The organism is Brevibacterium sp. BDJS002, assembly GCF_028201555.1.
Classification (GTDB): Bacteria; Actinomycetota; Actinomycetes; order Actinomycetales; family Brevibacteriaceae; genus Brevibacterium; species Brevibacterium aurantiacum.
Genome location: NZ_CP116392.1, coordinates 1,808,024 through 1,826,455, shown reverse-complemented (window position 1 = coordinate 1,826,455; position 18,432 = coordinate 1,808,024). Strand labels below are relative to the sequence as shown.

The window sequence follows — 18,432 nt, the reverse complement described above, 5'->3', positions numbered from 1 at the left end:
CTACGAGACTCACACTCCCAGGTGCCAACAATAGGCTCGATATCACCGTCGTGGCGTCTTAGTCGCCGGTGGCCCCGTCGATGCTTTCGCGGATGAGATCGGCGTGGCCTACGTGTCGAGCGTATTCTTCGATCATATGGATGAGCACCCACCGGACGTTGAACCGCTCGCCCGCGGACGGTTTACGTGCCATGAGCGTATCCAAGTCATCGATGCCGGCGAGGATTTCCCGCGACTGGTCACAGGCCTTGGCATGCAGCCTCAATAGGTAGCCGGGCGTGTCCTCGGCTGCGCTCTCGAAGTCCCAGTCAGGATCGGCCTTCCAGTCAATGCTCGCCCACGGTTCGGAGAGTTCCTGGTCAAGGATGTCTTCGACGAACCATGATTCTTCGACCAGGCTGAGGTGCTTGATGATCCCGCCCAGAGTCAGCGGCGATGCACCGACCCGACGGTTGAGGTCGGCCGAGGACAGCCCTTCGACCTTTATGCGCAGCACCGCACGATAGTAGTCGAGGAACTCTTCGAGCCCCTGTCGCTCCCTCGGTGCTTCGGCCGGGTCTGCTGGCCGCGGGCTCGAGGTCATATTTCGCCTTCTTCAGTCGGTGTCTTCCGACCGATGTCGAAGACATTTCCTTCGGGGTCTTTCAGCGTGGTCCATTCGATGCCGAACTCGGCAAACGATTCAACTTTCTCGGCCCCCAATGCCACCGCACGGTCGACATCGGCGGGATAGTTCGGGTCATCGAGATCGATGTGCAAGGGGTTCTTTCCCTCGCCACGTTCCTCGACCTTGAGGAAGAGCATGCCGGGAGTCGTCGATTCGCCACTGTGGACGCCGCCGATGCTGGCGACGAATTCGTTCGCGCCGTCATCGAGTTCGGCGTTGAGGAGTTCGGCCCAGAATACCGACTGGGTTTCGACATCTTTGCAGTCGAAGGTGATGCTCAGCGAGGACAGAGACGCCATGGCTGGTGATCCTTTCATAATGATGCCTGTTTGTCCTCACACTCTAGACGCAGGCTCTGACTCGACGCGGGCCTCCCGACATACTTCAGCTCTCAACCTCGCGGCTGTCGTGCCAGCTGCCGGGACTGGGCGACCAGTCGGCCGGCGGAGTCCCAGAGCTCACAATCCTCTTCGAACATGCCGCCGGCGATGTTGCGCGTGTACAGCTTCGCCCTGATCCAGCCTGGCGCTGGAACGGCACGCAGATGAGCGGTGAGCTCCATGGTCGGGGCCCAGTTGAAGCGGCCCAGATCGAACATCACCGGTGGGAACGCGTCAAGGAATGCCAGCAGCGCCAGCGAGTCTGGTTCGGTCCCGTCAGCCAAGCGGATCCAACCCTGGAGCAGACCGCGGCCGCTGGGTCGACCGGCGGCGAAGCCGGCGGTCTCGGGATCGAGTCTCATATCGTAGCGTTTGACCAAGGGAGCGGACTTGACGAAGTCTCCGGGTGCCTCGGCGATGCTGATGCACTGATCCGGGTCCGGCAGCTCTGGTGGGCTGGCTGTGGTCGCGACATCATCCGGCAGATCAGCGAGGCTGCCCATCGTCGCCAGGGCGGTGATCGTCGGTGCGTCGTTCTGGGACAGATCAACGGCGAAGGTGGCACTGGATCGGCCCTCGCGGATGAGTCGCGTCGCGATGTCGGCTCGTCCGCCCTGGCTGGGGCCCAGGTAGTAGGTCGAAAGGACCAGAGGGTCAGGAGCCTTCGGGCTGTTGCTCCGCAGAGCCTGCGCGGCAATGCTGAGGAGGTATCCGCCGTTGACCGCGCCGGCGACACTCCACTCTCCGTCGAGTTCAGCGCTGAAGCTGGTATCCGACTCGCGTTTGACTGCAATGGCGGAGGTGAACTCGCTCAGGGGAGATTCACTCGGATTCTTCTGACTCATGTGACACACATTACCAAGATCTGAACAATCGTCCGGTCAGTGCCGTTTGTTGACCTGTCGTTCATTCCCGTGGCGGTAGTTGCCGGTGACACGAGCAAGCAGCTGCTGATCGGATTCGTCGTTGGCACCGAGCTTGGGAATCAATGCAGACGCCTTCTTGCCGCCAAGTTCCATCACGGTTCGGCCGTTGCGCGTAATGATGAGCATGCCGGATTTCGTGATGCGGTAGTCGAATGGGTCATCATCGAGGCTCAATGCTCTCACTCCCCCCCGTCATCGCGCATCTGATTAGCCTGGTGACCATGAGCATATCCTTGTCACGTCTCGATCCCAATGGTGCCGATCGTTCCGGACTCATCGATTTCTTCACCAGCAATGATTTTCCCTTCCATGTCAGCCCACAGCAATGGACTGCTGCCGGGGTCGAAGAGCGCATTGATTCGAGTACTCTTCGCAGTGATGACTACGACCCTTTCTGGCTCCAACATGAACAGTTGAGCAACCTCGGCATAGTGCGGCTCGAAGACAATACTCGCGATGACAATATCGCTATGTGTGCCGTGACGCCGTAGCTCTGGCCACAAGAAGAATGCCCCTGATCGGAAGACCAGGGGCACTCTTATGAACTCTCAGGCGATCAGTGGCTGATCGGGTGAGCTATGTTCAGTTCTTCTTGTTCCGACGCATGGTCAGGACAACCGCGGCTCCACCGACAACGAGGAGTCCGGCACCGGCAGCGAGGCCGGTCAGTTCAGCACCGGTGCGAGGCAGATCGGATCCGCCGTCTCCACCGTCACCGTCGTCGCTTCCGCCGCCGTTGCCGTCTTCATCGGCAACAACGGTGAACGAGCCGCTCAGTGCCTTCTCATCGTCCGTGTCGTTTGCTCCGGTCACCTGCACGTCGTACTTGCCCAGGTAGGCCGAAGGATCGGATGCGTTGGTTCCGTAGATCGAGAAGGCGGCGACGCCATTCTCGTTAGCGGTCTCGTCGAGGGTGATGCCCTCAACGTTTTCCGGACCGGCGACAACCTCGAGCGAGACGTTTTCGCCCTCTTCGAAGCCCTCGACCGTGATCTGCACGCCCTTGTCCTTCTTCACGAAGTCCGAGGCAGCAATTTCCTTGGGCTCGATCGAGATTTTGCGCTCGGCCGGAGCCTCGCCGTCCTTCGATCCGTCGGAGTCAGCGTTGGACTCTGCATTCTTGGCGTCTGCAGCTGCACCAGCGTCTGCCTCGGCGCCATCGGCAGCGGAGTCAGCGTTAGCGTCGTCACCTTCAGCGGCAGAGTCAGCGTCTGCGTTGTCGCCATCGGCAGCAGCAGCGGCATCTGCTTCGTCTGCAGCTTCTTCCACGGTCACGGTGAACTCGGTTGCATCCGAAGTTCCTGCGTCAGTGGTGGCGGTAGCGGTGTAGGCGTACTCGCCAGCTTCTGACGGAGCTTCGGTCGTGAAGTTGCCTTCGGCGTCAGCTGTAACTGTCACAGAGCCTTCAGGTTCGGCCTTTTGAGTACCGGACGCGGGCTTCCAGTCCAGCTTCACCTTGGCATTGGCCTCGGTCTTGCCGGTGATCTGTCCGCCTTCGTCCACCTTCTGGTCGGTGACCTTCGGGGCTTCGGGAGCGTCCGAGCCATCGGCATCGGCGCTCGCGTCGTCACCTTCGGCACCTGCGTCAGCATCTGCTTCCTTACCGTCAGCACCTGCGTCAGCATCTGCATCCTTGGCATCAGCGTCAGCTGCAGCTGCTGCGTCGGCATCCTTGGCATCCGCGCCAGCGTCAGCGTCGGCATCCTTGGCGTCGGCACCTGCGTCAGCGTCGGCATCCTTGGCATCCGCGCCAGCGTCAGCGTCGGCATCCTTGGCATCCGCGCCAGCGTCAGCGTCGGCATCCTTGGCATCCGCGCCTGCATCAGCATTCGCGTCATCGTCACCTGGAGGCTCTTCATTCGGATCGGTCAACTGGAAGTCGATGCCGGACTCGGACAATGAATGGTCCAGGTCAGCCACCCAGCTCAAGTCGAACTTAGTGCCGTCATTCCACTCCGCAGGTCCACCACCGGAGATGACACCTACTGCGGTCTCTCCCTGGAAGACTCCGCCGCCGGAATCACCAGGAGCCGAGAATGGGTCATCGAGAGCACCCTCAACAGCGAAGCCATGCACCCAGCGACCGCCGACGTTCATGTACTCATAAGGGTAGGATTCGGCAGGGATGACGTCGGCTTCGGTCAGGCCGGTCGTCCGACCGGCCTTCTTGATCGACCCTTCGGTGTGCGACCCGACTTTGGTGATCGGACTCGTCGATGCAGCGAGATCATCGGAACCGGCGCTCGTCCAATCCGTGATTTCAGCCTTCGCGTTGTAGGCCGCGTCATCGAGCTCGATGACAGCGAAATCGATGTCGCTGGCTTCGCCGGACGTTTCTCCGGCCTCCACCGGGCTGCCGAATTCATTGAATCCCCACGTTCCGACGGGGCCGACGCCAGCCGGTTCGAAGCCGTCGCCGCCAGTCGCTTGAGCAGTGCTCGGGCGCTCGGTGTCGGCATGAACCGTGGAGCCGAGGTCGGCGCCTGTGTCCTTGTCACTGTCCTCGGCACAGTGGCCGGCAGTCAGAACAATGGGATTGCCCTGTTCGTCCCAACCGGAGAAACCGGTCGAACACACGGCGACACCACCATTGCTCGGGACGTTCATCAGGTAGCCAGCGCCACCGACGAGGTCATTCGCAGCGTATGCGTCGAGCTCGGGAATACCGGCCTGCACCTCGACCTTGTCTGCGCCATACTTCGTCTGGAGCTTCTCGATTCCGGCGGCATCGATGTCGCTGTCCCTATCGACGCCGAGGTGAAGCGTACCGTCTTCGAATCCGAAAGCGTTCACTTCGGAAATGCTCTTCGCGGCCTGATGTGCGGCTTGCTGGTTGAGCACTGGGGATTCGGCGGCGGCTGGGCCAGCAACAAAGGCGCCACCCAATCCCAGCGCCGCGGCGGCAGTCAGCGCCAGCGAACTCTGCACGAATTTCTTATGCATACGTTTTCGTCTCTCTTATCGGGAGCTTGCAATATTACAACTTGATGACCTTGGTCACGGTTAGGTTACGGGGTTCACACAGCGACTACCAAGAAAGTACCCCTAAAACTGTGAACTAAATGAACGAAACAACAGGCGTTGCTGAAATGGTGAGCACAGACTCCGCCACGGTTTGCAGCGCCCGGACATGCAGAGCGCCCCCGGTCCGAAGACCAGGGGCGCTCGTGTGTACTCTCAGACGATCATTAGATGATCGTGTGAGCTATGTTCAGTTCTTCTTGTTGCGACGCATCGTCAGAACGACTGCGGCTCCACCGACAACGAGGAGTCCGGCACCGGCAGCGAGGCCGGTCAGTTCAGCACCGGTGCGAGGCAGATCAGATCCGCCGTCTCCACCGTCACCATTGCCGTCATCATCCTTGTTGCCGTAGTCACCGTCATCGCCGCCGTCGTTTCCGCCGCCGCCGTTGCCTTCTTCACCTTCAACAACGGTGAACGATCCGGCCAGAGCCTTCTCGTCGTCCGTGTCGTTGGCTCCGGTGACCTTCACGTCGTATTTGCCGAGATAGACCGAAGGATCGGTTTCGCTCGTACCGTAGATCGAGAAGGCAGCTGCACCGTTCTCATTAGCGGTCTCGTCGAGGGTGATGCCTTCGACGTTCTCAGGACCGGAAGCGACCTCGAGGGTCACCTTCTCTCCCTCATCGAAGCCCTTGACCGAAACCGTGACGCCCTTGTCTTCCTTCACGAATTCGGAAGCAACAATCTCTTTGGGGTCAACGTTGATCTCGCGCTCGGCAGGAGCAGGAGTCTCGGTCTCTTCCTTCTCAACGGTCACCTGGAACTCAGCAGGCTCGGATTCCTGTCCGTCCACCGTGGCGACTGCGGTGTAGTCGTAGTCGCCTGCAGCTTCGGGACCCTCAACAGTGAAGTTGCCGTCTTCGTCGGCCTTCACTGTCTCCGAGCCTTCCTTGGCGGCCTGCGTGTCATTGCCGGACTGCGTGCCCTTGGCAGGCGCCCAGTCGAGCTTGACCTCGGCGCCGGCCGTGGCCTTGCCGGTCACGTCACCGTTAGGCTCGATGGTCTGGTCCTTGACCTCTGGGGCTGCTGGAGCCTCAGGGGTCTCTTCGCCGCCGTCTGGCTTCTCGACCTGGAAGTCGACGCCGGACTGCTCGAGCGAGTAGTCAAGGTCGGCAACCCAGCCGAATGAAGTGCCGTCTGCTGCGGGTCCGCCACCGGAGATGACGCCGACTGCGGTGTCACCCTGGAAGACAGCGCCGCCGGAGTCGCCCGGTGCTGAGAACGGATCGTCTGCAGGTGAGGTCACGCCGAAGCCGTGAACCCAGCGACCGCCGACATTCGAGTACTCGAATGGGTACTCATCGAATGGAATGACTTCACCCTCGGTCAGGCCAGTCGTGCGGCCGGACTTCTCGATGGAACCTTCTTCGTGTGCACCAACCTCTGCGATGTCAGTCGCGAGGCTCGTCGAGAGATCGTCGGAGTCTGCGCTCGACCAATCGGTGACGCCGTTCTTGACGTTGTACTTCTCTTCATCAACGTTGATCACTGCAAAGTCGATGTCGGAAGGCTTCGGGTCGGTCCAGTTGTCCTCGGGGCCCTCAAGCAGGTCGCCGCTGCCGTAGCTGTGGTAGCCCCACTCGCCCACGGTGCCGATGCCGGATGGCTGGAATCCTTCGCCACCATTGGCTTCTGCGATGGAAGGCTTCTCGGTGTCGCCGACCTTGGTGTCGCCGGAGATCTCACTCGTCGCCGGGTCGATGACCTTCGAGCAGTGTCCTGCGGTCAGCACGACAGGGTTGCCCTCGCCGTCCCAGCCGGAGAAACCGGTGGAGCAGACGCCGTTGCCTCCAGAGGAGCTGGCCAGGTAGCCGGCGCCGCCGACGAGGTCCTTCTTTGCGTAAGGCTTCAGTTCCTTGATGCCGTCGACAATGTTGACGTTGTCGAACTTCTTCTCAAGGTCTTTGATTTCGTCGGTCTTCTTCTCAACACCGAGGTTGAGCTTTCCGTTCTTCGCACCGTAGGCGTTGACGCCTTCGACTCCGGACAGCGCCTTCTGCACCTGGGCGTCGTTCTCCACATTCAGCTTCTGCGGACCGCCGTCGGCCACAGCAGGGGATGCGACGAACGCGCTGCCGAGACCGAGCGCCGCGGCGGCGGTCAGTGCCAGCGAACTCTGCACGAGTTTCTTCTGCATACTCTTTGGTTCCCTTGATCGGATTCACTGTTGCGTTTGCCTGTGCCCTCTTCGGCCCGCAGCTCAACAATCGCGCGGACGTTTCTGAGAACAGTCTTTCAACCACATGAAAGGTTACGGTTTGGCAACGATGAGACGCAAGCACAATGCACATTGGTGGTGAACACAACTTACAAAACCTGAATTGACACCCAACTCGCCGTCTTCTCCATGATGCGCTCAAGACTGGCCGTTATGATCGGTGCATGCTCAACCTCACTGATAACAGACCTTCAGCTGCGTTCAGACGTGTGATCGGAGTTGCTGTTCTCGGCTTTGTCCTGCCCCTTGCCGCGTGCGGGACAGGCTCCGAGCCCAGCGAACCGACCAGCTCCGCACCCACAGAATCCAACACGCCCTCGGATTCGGCCGACTCCGCGCCACTGGATCCGACCGGAAAATGGACCTCTCCTGAAGCTGGAGATCCGTATCTCGAGTTCTCCGAAGACGGACAGGTAGAGGGAACTGATGGCTGCAACGCAATCAAGACAACGTGGGAAGTCGATGGGGAGAACATTCTCATCTCCTCATTCACCACCACGCAGAAGGCGTGTGCAGGCGTGGACACATGGTTGTCCAAAGCATCGTCGGCAACTGTCGAAGGCAACGTCATGAAGATCGCCGACGCCAGCGGGAAGGTCGTCGGCGGGCTGGAGAAGGAAGACAAATGAGCAACTCAGTCAATGGCAAGTGGATCAGCACAAAGGACGGGTCCTCCGCGTTCCTCCAATTCGAGGAGGACGGAACGTTGACCGGCAGCGATGGCGGAAACCGGATCTCGACCACCTGGGGAGCGGAGGAGCTGGGCGCGGTCATCAAACCCTTCGCCACCACACAGCGCGCCGTCATGGGGATGGAGGCCTGGGTGGGACGGGTTCACCGGGTCGAGGCAGACGGTGACGTACTCACCGTCTTCGACCACAGCGGAAACCAACTCGGGGCGCTGACTCGAGCCGCTTCAGACGAACTCGACGAAGGACGTTAGATGGCCGGCGGTCTGTTCGCGCTCCTCGATGACGTAGCGGCACTCGTCAAACTCTCGGCGGCGAGCCTCGACGATGTCGCCGCAGGTGCATCCCGGGCGGGAATGAAAGCCGCTGGCGTAGTCGTCGATGATGCTGCGGTGACTCCGAAATTCGTTGAGGGCGTCAACCCGAAACGGGAACTGCCGATCATCAAGCGCATCGCCTTCGGTTCGCTGATCAACAAGATGTTCATCATCTTGCCGATCATCCTGCTGCTCAGCGAGTTCCTCCCCTGGCTGCTGACTCCCCTCCTGATGGTAGGCGGTACCTACCTGTGCTTCGAGGGTGCGGAGAAGATCTTCGAGAAGTTCGGGTGGGTCGAGCACCACGAAGAGCCGAAGAAGGAATCCAAGCACGGTAAGAAGGGTGACGGCGACGCCGAGAAGAAGATCGTGCGTTCGGCCATCACCACTGACTTCGTGCTCAGCTGCGAAATCATGGTCATCGCCCTCAACGAGGTGGCCAGCGAGGACCTGATCCCACGGGCCATCATCCTCGTCGTCGTGGCCCTGGCGATCACCATCGGTGTCTACGGTTCTGTGGCCCTCATCGTCAAGATGGACGACATCGGCCTGCACATGGCGCAGAAGGAGAAGGCGAGCACGCAGAAGTTCGGCCGGTTCCTCGTCAAGGCGATGCCCAAGCTCCTCGGAGGCCTGTCAGTCATCGGCACCTTCGCCATGCTGTGGGTCGGCGGACATATCATCCTCGTCGGCACAGACGAGCTCGGATTCCATGCCCTCTACGATTTCGTCCACCACCTCGAAGAGCCAGTGGCCGCGATCGCCGGAGTCGGCGGAATCCTCGGGTGGCTGGTCAACACGTTCTTCTCACTCATCCTCGGCGCCGCCTGGGGAGGAATCGTGGCTGGTATCGCTATCGGCTTCACCGCTTTGCTCAAGTCGGGAAACAAGAACGGCAAGGACACCGACACTGTCCAGAAGGACGACGAGATGCCTGTTGAGAAGGCTCCTGCAGACGGCTCAGCAGACTCTTCCTCGGTCGCGGACACGTCCTCAACAGCCGATCATGGAGCGGGACCTAAGCCGAACTACGCACCGGGACAGAGCAAAGGTCCGTCCGAAAGCTGAGCCCTATCTCCTCTGCACGAGGAACTTTCGGTCGGAACGGGCGCGGATCGGACGGCGGCGTTCACAAGAACTGCGGCTCAGCGGTCTGCGAAGGTCTTCTTCGGCCTGCCGGGAACGATCATGGGTGCACCAGTGACGGGGTCGTCGATGATGGTGCAGTCGATGCCGAAGACCCGGTCCACCAACTCCGATGTGATGATCTGGGCTGGTGGGCCCTGGGCGACGATTGCCCCGTCCTTCATCGCGATGATCTCGTCGGCGTAGCGGCAGGCCTGGTTGAGGTCGTGGAGAACGGCGACGAAGGTGTGGCCGTGTTCGTGATTGAGCTGTGCGAACAGATCGAGCAGGTCGATCTGGAAGGCCAGGTCCAAGAACGTGGTGGGTTCGTCAAGCAGCATCAGCGGTGTTTCCTGTGCGAGGACCATCGCCACCCAGACCCGTTGCCGCTGACCGCCGGAGAGTTCGTCGACCTGGCGGCCCGAGAGGTCTTCGGTGTTCGTTGCCCGCAGCGCTGAGAGCACGGCAGTTTCGTCCTGGTCTGTCCACTGTTTGAGGAACGACTGGTGCGGGTGGCGCCCGCGAGCCACGAGCTCGGCCACGGTGATGCCGTCTGGGGCGATCGATGTCTGTGGGAGCAGTCCCAGCCTTTTGGCGATCTGCTTCGTCTTCAGTTTCGCGATATTTCCGCCGTCGAGGAGAACCGTGCCCTGCGCCGGGGTCATCAGTCTGGCCAGTGCCCGCAGCAGCGTCGACTTGCCGCAGGCGTTGGGGCCGACGATGACGGTGAACTTGCCCGGAGCGATCTCTACGTTGAGGTCGGTGATGACCTGGCGATGGTCATAGGCCAGGTCGAGGTTCTGGGCCGCCAACGGCGTCGCGGTCGACGTCGCCGTATCGGTCGCGCCAGCTTTGCCGACATTGCCGGTCGTCCCGGACTTGCCAGTCGTATCAGCGTGATCGGTCATATCGGATGAGATGCTCATTGTGCCTTCCGAGCTTCTTGGATGAGGAGCCAGATCAGGTAGATGCCGCCGATGCACACGGTGACGACTCCGACGGGAAGTTGGGTCTCGCCCAGACCATGCTGAGCGATGAGGTCCGCGCCGACGAGCAGGAGCGCTCCGACAGCTGCAGCCGACAGCAGACTGGTGCCCTGGGACTTTGCGATCCTACGTCCGATCTGCGGGGCAGCGAGGGCGACGAAGGCGATCGGTCCGGCGGCGGCCGTGACCACGGCGACAAGCGCCACAGCCACGAGAATGAGGCCCGCCCGCAGAGGTTCGTTGCGCACCCCCAGCGCCTTAGCGGTGTCGTCGCCGAGTTCAAGTGTGCCCAGACCCCGGGAGAAGAGACCGCATCCCAGCCCCAGGAGCACCGTGCCGACGGCGGCTGGCAGCAGAGTCGACCAGCCCATGCCGTTGAGTGTTCCGGCTCCCCAGGTAGCTGCCGCCATCGCGAGGTCAAGGTCGGCGCGCATGATCAGCCACGTGTTGAAGGCGTTGAGCATCGCGGTCAAGGCGATGCCGACGATGATAAGGCGGAAACCTTGGACGCCGCCCTTCCACGTCAGAAGATAGACCACGATGGCGGTGAGGAGGCCGCCGATGATCGCACCGAAGGCGGTGGAGACGAAGCTGGAGCCGAAGACGATGATGGTGACGATTCCACCGGTGTAGGCCCCGGTGGAGAAGCCGATGATGTCGGGGCTGCCCAGGGGGTTGCGGGTCAGTGATTGGAAGACTGCACCCGAGATGCCCAGGCCGGCTCCGAGGACGATTCCGGCGATGATGCGTGGTGCCCGCCATTCGCCGACGACGGTGTTGACGATGCGTTTGTCGGCCTGGCCGAACAGCCCTTGGAAGACCTCGCCGGGGGTAAGCGAGAACTCTCCGAGGAGCAGTCCCAGGAATCCGCAGCCCAACGCCAGCACAGCGACGATGGCGCTCGTGACGACGACGCGCAGATCGATGCGGAAGCCGAAGGCTCGCAGCACCGGACGGCCGAAGTCGACCTTCTCCCCCGGCAGGACCCGCTGGCCGGGAACGAATTCGGTGGCGTCTCCGATCGGTGAGTGCGACGATTTCACAGTCCGCTCGCCTTCTTTCTGCGAACGAGGGCGATGAGCACCGGTGCACCGACGAAGGCGGTGACGACGCCGACCTGGAGTTCACCCGGTTTCATCACCACCCGTCCGAGCACATCGGAGACGAGGAGCAGAATGGGCGAGAGGATGACGGAATAGCTTAAGATCCATCTCTGATCGGGGCCGACGATCCAGCGCGCGATGTGGGGAATCATCAGTCCGATGAACCCGATCGGCCCGGCGGCCGCGGTGGCACCGCCGGCCAGGAGGGTGACCGCGAGGATGGTGAGGATGCGGGTGCGGTTGACCGAGGTGCCCAGACTGGCAGCCAGATCGTCGCCGAGTGCCACTGCGTTGAGCGAGTGGGCCAAGAAGAGTGCGAGGACGATGCCGCCGATGATGAATGGAGCCACGGCGTAGACCGTGTCGAAACCACGACCGGCGATGGCTCCGACATCCCAGGCACGGAAGGCGTCGAAGGCTCGTTCATTCGTCAGCAGCACGCCTTTGGTCAATCCAGTCAGCACAGCTGCCACGGCGACTCCAGCCAAGGTCAGCCGGATCGGATCCACGCTGTGGTTTCGACCGGAGGACCCGATGATGTACACGCCTGCCGTGGCGACGAGGGCACCGAGGAAGGCGAACCAGATGTAGCCGTTGATCGAGGTGATTCCGAAGAACCCGATCCCGATGGCGACGGCGAAGGAGGCCCCTGCGTTGACGCCGAGGATGCCCGGGTCGGCCAGCGGGTTGCGCGTCAGCGCCTGGATCAGTCCGCCAGCCAGACCCAGTCCCATACCGACGAGTATGCCCAACACGGTTCGCGGGAAGCGCAGTTCGAGGACGACCAGCTGGTCGTCGCTTCCGCTGGGATCGAAGAATGCGCCCAGTACTTCCGAGACCGGCATGTCACGGGTGCCGATGGCCAGTGAGGCCAGCACCACGAGGACCAAGACGATGACCGCGATGATGAGCCCGAGGGTGCGTCTGACCTTCAGCGCCCGTGTCGCCTTCTGACCGGTGACCTCAGAGGGCTTCGCCGAGGCTGTGGTGGCGAGACCGGTCATCGGAAGGTTCCTTAGTATCGACTAATTAAGGGCAGGCTAACCACAATCTAGTCGAAAACGGCGGCTCATCCAAACGATTTCTCGATCACTGACCTGTGATCTTGCCGATCCTTTCGGACGTCTGACGCTGAATCCGGGAGAGCATCCCGCTCATCCCCCGCAGCCGCAGCGGGCTCACGAGGTCCGTCATCGACAGACGCAACGGCAGGTCAGACGGGATGGACAGGACCACCTCGGCGGTCTGTCCGTTGAGTCCTTCGTGCAGGATTCCCGCGAAACCACGGGTCGTCGGCGCCTCGGGAGGCGCGGAGAAATGCAGCTTCACGATCGCAGCATCCCCCTGCTCGGGGTTCTCCACCTCGGTGACGAGGAAGATCGGAGACTGGCATTCAGGGACCGGTTCGAGCAGCTCGGGGTGCTCGCTGTAACGCGGTGGCAGCTCGGGCAGCTCGGAGGCGAGCTCGAGCAGAAGCTGCAGCCGGTCACTGGAATCGGTCTCCGCGAAATCGGTGACGATCTCGGCCAGGCTCTCCGGCAGGTCCGAGGACTCTGGGGTGTCTGTTGCGGCGCTCATCAGCGGTTGGGCACCTCCCCGGCCTCTGCTCCAGTGACGATGGGAACACCGACGACGTTGCCCCATTCGGTCCAGGACCCGTCGTAGTTGCGGACGTTGGTGTAGCCGAGCAGGTGCTGGAGAACGAACCAGGTGTGGCTGGAGCGTTCGCCGATGCGGCAGTAGGCGATGACCTCGTCGGCGGTGCCGAGTCCGGCCTCATCGGTGTAGATGGCCTTGAGTTCAGCTGCCGACTTGAAGGTGCCGTCCTCGTTTGCGGCCTTTGCCCAGGGCACCGAGGCTGCGGTGGGGATGTGTCCTCCGCGCAGTGCGCCCTCTTCGGGGTAGGCGGGCATGTGTGTGCGTTCGCCGGTGTATTCCTCGGGGCTACGCACATCGATGAGGGGACGCGTGCCGATGCTGTCTCTGACCTCGGGCAGGAATGCCCGCAAGCTCGTGTCATCACGCTCGATGACCGGGTATTCGGTCGGCTCCGGGCGTGGCTTGTCCGTGGTCAGTTCACGATCTTCGGCCTGCCATTTGGCACGGCCTCCGTCCATGAGGCGGACGTCTTCGTGGCCGAACAGGGAGAAGACCCACAGGGCGTAGGCTGCCCACCAGTTGGATTTGTCGCCGTAGAAGACGATGGTGTCCTCCCGGGAGATGCCCTTGGCGGACATGAGTGCGGCGAATCCTTCGCCGCCGACGTAGTCGCGGGTGACCCTGTCATTGAGTTCGGTGTGCCAATCGACCTTCACCGCGCCGGGGATGTGCCCGGTCTCGTAGAGGAGGACGTCCTCATCGCTTTCGACGATGACCAGTCCGGGTTCACCGGCATGCTCAGCCACCCATTCGGTGCTGACCAGACGTGATCCGTCTGCGTATTCGGCGAATTTGGCCGTGGAATCAGCCGGGATCGCTGTGCTCACTCGTTCCTCCTTGTGATGGTGTGGCTCTTCGGGCCTCTGTGCGGGTCAACGCCACCGCCCACCAGCATATTCCTCCACAGGCATGTCCCGATGCGGGGGTGTTGCTGGTGAGATGCGGGTGTCACCGGTGAGTTCGGGACGCTAGTCGCGTGAGAAGAATGTCTGCAGGGCGGAGATGAACGTCTTCGGCTGCTCCGAGTGGACCCAATGGCCTGAGCCTTTGACGGTGAGCAGTGTGGCCCGGGGAAAGAGGGAGCGCATGAGCGGCAGATCCTCACGGGAGACGTAGTCCGAATTCTCGCCGGCCATCCACAGGACGGGACCGTCGAAGCTCGCCTCCCCCATGTCGGGGAAGTCTCCGATAGTCGGCAGGCTTTCATGGAGCAGGGTGAGGTTGGGCTGCCAGGCATATCCCGCCGAGGTGGTGCGCAGATTCTGGAGCAGGAATCCCCTGATCGTGTCCTCCGGGATCTTGGCCTCCAGCGTCTCGTTCGCGCCGGAGCGTGATTCAATTTCGTCGAGATCGAGTTCGGCCAGGCTGGAGAGCAGGTGTTCGAAGACTCCGAGAGATCCGCCAGCGGTGGGTGCGATGTCGACGACGACGAGGCGGTCGATGAGCTCTGGGTGGCGCAGGGCCAAGACCATCGCGACCTTGCCGCCCAGGGAATGTCCGACCAGGTGCACGGGCAGATCATCGGGTGCGGTCATCTCGGCGATCATGGCGGCCACGGAGTCGGCCATGTCCACATAGCTGAAGTCCTCGGTCCACTCCGAATCGCCGTGGTTGGGCAGGTCGACGAGCAGGCTCGAATAGTCGGGCTCGAGTGCTTTGGCAATCGACGTGAAGTTCTTGCCGCGGCCGAAGAGTCCGTGGAGGAAGACGATGCGCTTACCGGTGCTGCCGATGAGTTTGCTGGCGATGTCAGTCACGTCACCAGCCTACCCGGGTCCTCTCACCGGGTCATTTGTCGGTGACCGCCTGCTCGAGGGCCTGCAGTGACCGGTCGAGATATTCGGGGCTGACGACGGGGAATCCGCCGAACGCCTCGCGGATCTCCTGCGTCGTGCGTGACCAGTCATAGGTCAGGGTCACCTCGGTGCCGGACTCGGTCCCTTCGAGGTCGTAGCGCCACCGCCAGCCGCCGGGTTCCACGTGTCCGTCTTCATCGGCTTGGCCGGGATCCCAGGCGATTGCGTGATCGGGTTCGAAGGTGGTCACCGTGTTGTCAATTCGGTAGTCACCGTTCTCGTCGTTGAAGTGCATGTTCATGGAGAAGATCTGTCCGGTGGCCGTGATCGGGTGCGCATCGATGGCATCACGCACCCAGTCTGTGGGTTCGGTGTCACGGTGCCGGGTGGGGTCGGCCAACACTGCGAAGATCGCATCGGAGGAGGCGTCGATCGTTCGTGTGCGGACGATGTGCTCGTTGGGATACTTCGCTGCTTCGGCCATGTGATCAGCCTATTCACCCGACCTCGGCTTGGGAAGTGATACCCACAGGTAGGGTGAGTCCATGCACTTCTCCGAATACGACACACGACTGGCCGGCTACGCGGTGATCGTCAACGACGACAGAGAAATCCTGCTCAGTTGGTTCAACGGCGGCAACGAACCGGCTCACGCACTGTGGACCCTTCCCGGCGGCGGGATCGAATTCCACGAGAGCATCGAGACCGGAACGATTCGTGAGATCAAGGAGGAGACGGGCTTCGATGCCGAGCTGGTGCGTCCCTTGACGACGCACACCTTCACGGAGAACCGGAGCAGCTCGTCGCGCCGCAGGACGGTCTCACGACCGTTCAAGGGTGTTCGCGTCGTCTATGAGGCTCGGATCACCGGCGGGACACTGGGAACTCTCGAGGTCGATGGGACCACAGACCGGGCCGAATGGCTGGCTCTCGATTCGCTGGCCGAGGTGCGCCACGCTCGGATCATCGACATCGGATTGGATGCGTGGCGCACAGCCGTCTGAGCTCGTCGGCTATTTGACCTTATCGGCCACGAGGTCGGGCATCTTCTCTGCTGCGAAGGATGCGGAGAGCACCGAGTTGAGTGAGAATGCCTGGCGCACATCATTGAGGTCTTCGGTCAGTACGAGGCTCCGACCGTCTTCGACCGCCGGGATGCGCTTGAAGGCAGCGTCCTTGGTCACCTCGGTGTCGGGGATGTAGATCGGAAACGCCACGAGCAAATCCGCATCGAGATCGTCGAGCTTCTCCTCGGACACGGTGGCGGTGAAGCCTTCCGGTTTGAGTGCCGCGACTTTCTCCGACTGTTTGAATCCGAGCTGTTCCATGAACTGCACGCGCTCGGACCCTTCGACATAGGCGCCCCAGCCTTCCGAGGTCTTCGCGGCCACGCTCACGGACTTCCCGTCGAACTCCGGATGAGCCTTGCGAGCGGCTTCGTACTTCTTATCGAGCTCTCCGAGGACCTTCTTGCCCTCATCTTCCTTGCCCAGGGCCTGGGAGACCAGGTTGACCTGCTGATCCATCGTGGTCAGGTAATTGTCGCCGCCTTCAGGTGCTCCCACGGTCGGGGCGATCTCTGAGAGTCGGTCGTAGCGCTCCTGTTCACCGGAGCTCTTGGTGTCGAGGATGAGGTCGGGTTCGAGGGCCGCGATCTTCTCGAAATCGGGTTCCATCGTGTCGATGATCTCCGGAGCCTGATCGTAGAGGTCCTCGGCCCAGGAGCCGACACCCTTGCCGCCGAACTCCACCCAGTCGGAGGCGCCGACCGGCTGCACGCCGACTGCCAGCGCGGTCTCCGCGTCGCCCCACCCCAAGGCCACGACCTTCTTCGGGTCCTTCGGGACCTCGACGGAGCCGAATTTGGTGTCGATGCTGATGCCCGAGGCCGCTTCTTCTTCACCACCGCCGCCACCACAGGCAGCGAGCAGGAAAACGGAGGCGAGTACGGGAGCGAGAATTCGGCGCATGAGATCCTTCTTGAGTAGTTAGGCGAGCCTAGCTTAACCCATGAGCGGACTCGCGGCGACTGCCCTCATCCGCTTATCGGCCTCTGAGCCCACTCAGGGTTTGATCTCGAGTCCTTCGACGTCCATCTCGTCAAGGGGCACGGTGCTGGAGCGGCGACCGGTGACCAGGCGGTGGATGAGCCACAGCAGCAGGAATGCCGGCAGCCCGATGTAGGCCGAGGCGACCTCGAGGACTCGTCCGTTGACGACGGCTTCGACGTTCTGGCCGATGATGACGATGACCAACATGACGAGCGCGATGATCGGCCCGATAGGGAACAGCGGGGCACGATACGGCAGGTCTGCGATGTCATGGCCCTGCTTGACGTAGGCCCGCCGGAAGCGGAAGTGACACCACGCGATGCCGACCCAGACGATGAACCCGGAGAGCCCGGAGACGTTGATGAGCCAGGTGTAGGCACCCCCGTCGCCCATCACCTCGGAGAGGAAGCCGAAGAGTCCGATGACGGCGGTGGCCAGCAGCGCCATGACGGGAACGCCGCGTTCATTCAGGCGGGCGAACAGCCTCGGCGCGGTCCCCTCCTTGGCCATCGCGTAGAGCATGCGGGTGGAGGCATAGAGCCCTGAGTTTCCGGCGGAGAGGATCGCGGTGAGGATGACAGCGTTCATCACCGATGCGGCCACTGCGATTCCGGCGCGTTCGAAGACGAGGGTGAAGGGTGAGGCGGTGACGTCCTCGTTGTTCGCCGAGGCCAGCAGCGAGGGGTCGGAGTAGGGCAGGAGGAAGCCGATGATGATGATCGCGCCGATGTAGAAGAGCATGATGCGCCAGAACACGGTGCGGATGGCCCGGGGCATGTCGCGGCGCGGGTTGGCCGACTCGCCGGCGGTGACGCCGACGAGCTCCGTGCCTTGGAAGGAGAAGCCGGCGATCATGAACACGCTGATGATCGAGACCCAGCCGCCGACAAACGGTGCTTCGTCTCTCGTCCAGTTGCTCATGCCCGGCGATTCGCCGCCGATGATGCCTGCGATCATGAGCACGCCGAGGACGAGGAACGCAAGCACTGCGGTGACCTTGATGGCGGCGAACCAGAATTCGCCCTCGCCGAAGGCCTTGGCCGAGAGGAAGTTCAGTCCGGTGAGCAGGGCGAGGAAGATCGCCGCCCACACCCAGGACGGGACATCTGGCAGCCAGAAGGACATGATGACCCCGGCGGCAACGAGTTCAGCCGCGAGGGTGATCGCCCAGTTGAACCAGTAGTTCCACCCCATGGCGAAGCCGAACGAGGGGCTGACGTACTTCGATCCGTAGGTGTGGAAGGAGCCGGCGACCGGCAGGTGGGTCGACATCTCCCCCAGCGACTGCATGACGAAGAGAACCATGATTCCGATGACGGCGTAGGCCAACAGTGCGCCGCCGGGGCCCGCCTGCGAGATCGTTCCGCCCGAACCGAGGAAGAGGCCGGTGCCGATGGCACCTCCGATGGCGATCATCTGCAGGTGCCGAGACTTCAGCCCCCGTTTGAGTTCGCGACTCTCCCCCGCCGAGGTGGCTGCTTCGTTCATCGT

General features: G+C 62.1%; 20 protein-coding genes. 5 read left to right on the top strand and 15 right to left on the bottom strand.

Going from position 1 to position 18,432, the window contains the following annotated elements; all coding sequences use genetic code 11:
* Positions 1-58: 58 nt before the first annotated feature.
* The 4 genes from PGC08_RS08530 to PGC08_RS08515 all read right to left on the bottom strand — a co-directional run bounded on the left by PGC08_RS08530 (position 59) and on the right by PGC08_RS08515 (position 2,156).
* Positions 59-583 (bottom strand): DinB family protein, encoded by a 525-nt coding sequence (locus PGC08_RS08530; protein ID WP_271709957.1) that lies wholly within the window; start codon positions 581-583, stop codon positions 59-61.
* The gene (locus PGC08_RS08525; protein WP_271709956.1) at positions 580-966 is read right to left on the bottom strand and encodes a VOC family protein; all 387 of its coding nucleotides are present in this window, start codon (positions 964-966) and stop codon (positions 580-582) included. Before PGC08_RS08525 ends, PGC08_RS08530 begins: the two co-directional genes overlap by 4 nt.
* A gap of 92 nt (positions 967-1,058) precedes the next feature.
* Positions 1,059-1,892: a thioesterase family protein gene (locus PGC08_RS08520; RefSeq protein WP_069599972.1), complete on the bottom strand. Its 834-nt coding sequence runs from the start codon at positions 1,890-1,892 to the stop codon at positions 1,059-1,061.
* Positions 1,893-1,928: 36 nt separating this feature from the next.
* Positions 1,929-2,156: a hypothetical protein gene (locus PGC08_RS08515; protein ID WP_271709955.1), complete on the bottom strand. Its 228-nt coding sequence runs from the start codon at positions 2,154-2,156 to the stop codon at positions 1,929-1,931.
* On the opposite strand from PGC08_RS08515, the gene PGC08_RS08510 reads away from it, so the two are divergent.
* A complete protein-coding gene (locus PGC08_RS08510; protein ID WP_271710095.1) occupies positions 2,147-2,464 on the top strand; it encodes a hypothetical protein in 318 nt (105 codons plus the stop codon). The genes PGC08_RS08515 and PGC08_RS08510 overlap by 10 nt on opposite strands.
* A 91-nt stretch (positions 2,465-2,555) precedes the next feature.
* Here the strand turns inward: PGC08_RS08510 and PGC08_RS08505 are convergent, their stop codons facing one another.
* Complete coding sequence (locus tag PGC08_RS08505; protein ID WP_271709954.1) at positions 2,556-4,916, bottom strand: LPXTG cell wall anchor domain-containing protein; 2,361 nt, start codon at positions 4,914-4,916, stop codon at positions 2,556-2,558.
* Between the two features lie 268 nt (positions 4,917-5,184).
* Positions 5,185-7,134: an LPXTG cell wall anchor domain-containing protein gene (locus tag PGC08_RS08500; RefSeq protein WP_271709953.1), complete on the bottom strand. Its 1,950-nt coding sequence runs from the start codon at positions 7,132-7,134 to the stop codon at positions 5,185-5,187.
* A gap of 245 nt (positions 7,135-7,379) precedes the next feature.
* On the opposite strand from PGC08_RS08500, the gene PGC08_RS08495 reads away from it, so the two are divergent.
* From PGC08_RS08495 to PGC08_RS08485, 3 genes are read left to right on the top strand one after another with little or no spacing between them, the layout of a single operon-like run.
* Entirely contained in the window at positions 7,380-7,844 is a 465-nt protein-coding gene (locus PGC08_RS08495; RefSeq protein WP_271709952.1) for an META domain-containing protein, read from the top strand.
* On the top strand, positions 7,841-8,158 hold the full coding sequence (locus PGC08_RS08490; RefSeq protein ID WP_271709951.1) for an META domain-containing protein: 318 nt from the start codon (positions 7,841-7,843) through the stop codon (positions 8,156-8,158). The genes PGC08_RS08495 and PGC08_RS08490 overlap by 4 nt, the downstream gene beginning before the upstream one ends.
* On the top strand, positions 8,159-9,289 hold the full coding sequence (locus PGC08_RS08485) for a DUF808 domain-containing protein (RefSeq protein ID WP_271709950.1): 1,131 nt from the start codon (positions 8,159-8,161) through the stop codon (positions 9,287-9,289).
* A 77-nt stretch (positions 9,290-9,366) separates the two neighbouring features.
* Here PGC08_RS08485 and PGC08_RS08480 read toward each other — a convergent pair whose 3' ends face one another.
* The 7 genes from PGC08_RS08480 to PGC08_RS08450 form a co-directional block, all read right to left on the bottom strand.
* Positions 9,367-10,272 (bottom strand): ABC transporter ATP-binding protein, encoded by a 906-nt coding sequence (locus tag PGC08_RS08480; RefSeq protein WP_009883779.1) that lies wholly within the window; start codon positions 10,270-10,272, stop codon positions 9,367-9,369.
* On the bottom strand, positions 10,269-11,375 hold the full coding sequence (locus PGC08_RS08475; protein WP_009883778.1) for a FecCD family ABC transporter permease: 1,107 nt from the start codon (positions 11,373-11,375) through the stop codon (positions 10,269-10,271). Before PGC08_RS08475 ends, PGC08_RS08480 begins: the two co-directional genes overlap by 4 nt.
* Entirely contained in the window at positions 11,372-12,439 is a 1,068-nt protein-coding gene (locus PGC08_RS08470; protein WP_009883777.1) for an iron chelate uptake ABC transporter family permease subunit, read from the bottom strand. The genes PGC08_RS08475 and PGC08_RS08470 overlap by 4 nt, the downstream gene beginning before the upstream one ends.
* Positions 12,440-12,524: 85 nt before the next feature.
* Positions 12,525-13,013, bottom strand: coding sequence for a SufE family protein (locus PGC08_RS08465; protein WP_009883776.1), 489 nt, complete (start codon positions 13,011-13,013; stop codon positions 12,525-12,527).
* On the bottom strand, positions 13,013-13,921 hold the full coding sequence (locus PGC08_RS08460; RefSeq protein ID WP_180959482.1) for a sulfurtransferase: 909 nt from the start codon (positions 13,919-13,921) through the stop codon (positions 13,013-13,015). Before PGC08_RS08460 ends, PGC08_RS08465 begins: the two co-directional genes overlap by 1 nt.
* 141 nt (positions 13,922-14,062) lie before the next feature.
* Positions 14,063-14,851, bottom strand: coding sequence for an alpha/beta fold hydrolase (locus tag PGC08_RS08455; protein WP_009883774.1), 789 nt, complete (start codon positions 14,849-14,851; stop codon positions 14,063-14,065).
* 31 nt (positions 14,852-14,882) lie between these two features.
* On the bottom strand, positions 14,883-15,374 hold the full coding sequence (locus PGC08_RS08450) for an SRPBCC domain-containing protein (RefSeq protein ID WP_069599960.1): 492 nt from the start codon (positions 15,372-15,374) through the stop codon (positions 14,883-14,885).
* 61 nt (positions 15,375-15,435) lie between these two features.
* Between PGC08_RS08450 and PGC08_RS08445 the strand changes: the two genes are divergently transcribed.
* Positions 15,436-15,894 (top strand): NUDIX hydrolase, encoded by a 459-nt coding sequence (locus PGC08_RS08445; RefSeq protein ID WP_069599959.1) that lies wholly within the window; start codon positions 15,436-15,438, stop codon positions 15,892-15,894.
* Between the two features lie 9 nt (positions 15,895-15,903).
* On the opposite strand, the gene PGC08_RS08440 is transcribed toward PGC08_RS08445, so the two are convergent.
* Both PGC08_RS08440 and PGC08_RS08435 read right to left on the bottom strand, forming a co-directional pair.
* Positions 15,904-16,860, bottom strand: a complete 957-nt coding sequence (locus tag PGC08_RS08440; RefSeq protein ID WP_009883771.1) for an iron-siderophore ABC transporter substrate-binding protein — start codon at positions 16,858-16,860, stop codon at positions 15,904-15,906.
* A 93-nt stretch (positions 16,861-16,953) separates the two neighbouring features.
* Positions 16,954-18,429, bottom strand: coding sequence for an amino acid permease (locus PGC08_RS08435; RefSeq protein ID WP_125187921.1), 1,476 nt, complete (start codon positions 18,427-18,429; stop codon positions 16,954-16,956).
* Positions 18,430-18,432 lie beyond the last annotated feature (3 nt).

Coding starts and splice junctions, on each gene's coding strand:
- PGC08_RS08445 (WP_069599959.1), top strand. CDS start 15,436: ATGCACTTCTCCGAATACGACACACGACTGGCCGGCTACGCGGTGATC.
- PGC08_RS08520 (WP_069599972.1), bottom strand. CDS start 1,892: ATGAGTCAGAAGAATCCGAGTGAATCTCCCCTGAGCGAGTTCACCTCC.
- PGC08_RS08450 (WP_069599960.1), bottom strand. CDS start 15,374: ATGGCCGAAGCAGCGAAGTATCCCAACGAGCACATCGTCCGCACACGA.
- PGC08_RS08470 (WP_009883777.1), bottom strand. CDS start 12,439: ATGACCGGTCTCGCCACCACAGCCTCGGCGAAGCCCTCTGAGGTCACC.
- PGC08_RS08495 (WP_271709952.1), top strand. CDS start 7,380: ATGCTCAACCTCACTGATAACAGACCTTCAGCTGCGTTCAGACGTGTG.
- PGC08_RS08500 (WP_271709953.1), bottom strand. CDS start 7,134: ATGCAGAAGAAACTCGTGCAGAGTTCGCTGGCACTGACCGCCGCCGCG.
- PGC08_RS08505 (WP_271709954.1), bottom strand. CDS start 4,916: ATGCATAAGAAATTCGTGCAGAGTTCGCTGGCGCTGACTGCCGCCGCG.
- PGC08_RS08490 (WP_271709951.1), top strand. CDS start 7,841: ATGAGCAACTCAGTCAATGGCAAGTGGATCAGCACAAAGGACGGGTCC.
- PGC08_RS08530 (WP_271709957.1), bottom strand. CDS start 583: ATGACCTCGAGCCCGCGGCCAGCAGACCCGGCCGAAGCACCGAGGGAG.
- PGC08_RS08485 (WP_271709950.1), top strand. CDS start 8,159: ATGGCCGGCGGTCTGTTCGCGCTCCTCGATGACGTAGCGGCACTCGTC.
- PGC08_RS08525 (WP_271709956.1), bottom strand. CDS start 966: ATGGCGTCTCTGTCCTCGCTGAGCATCACCTTCGACTGCAAAGATGTC.
- PGC08_RS08510 (WP_271710095.1), top strand. CDS start 2,147: ATGCTCTCACTCCCCCCCGTCATCGCGCATCTGATTAGCCTGGTGACC.
- PGC08_RS08480 (WP_009883779.1), bottom strand. CDS start 10,272: ATGAGCATCTCATCCGATATGACCGATCACGCTGATACGACTGGCAAG.
- PGC08_RS08440 (WP_009883771.1), bottom strand. CDS start 16,860: ATGCGCCGAATTCTCGCTCCCGTACTCGCCTCCGTTTTCCTGCTCGCT.
- PGC08_RS08435 (WP_125187921.1), bottom strand. CDS start 18,429: ATGAACGAAGCAGCCACCTCGGCGGGGGAGAGTCGCGAACTCAAACGG.
- PGC08_RS08465 (WP_009883776.1), bottom strand. CDS start 13,013: ATGAGCGCCGCAACAGACACCCCAGAGTCCTCGGACCTGCCGGAGAGC.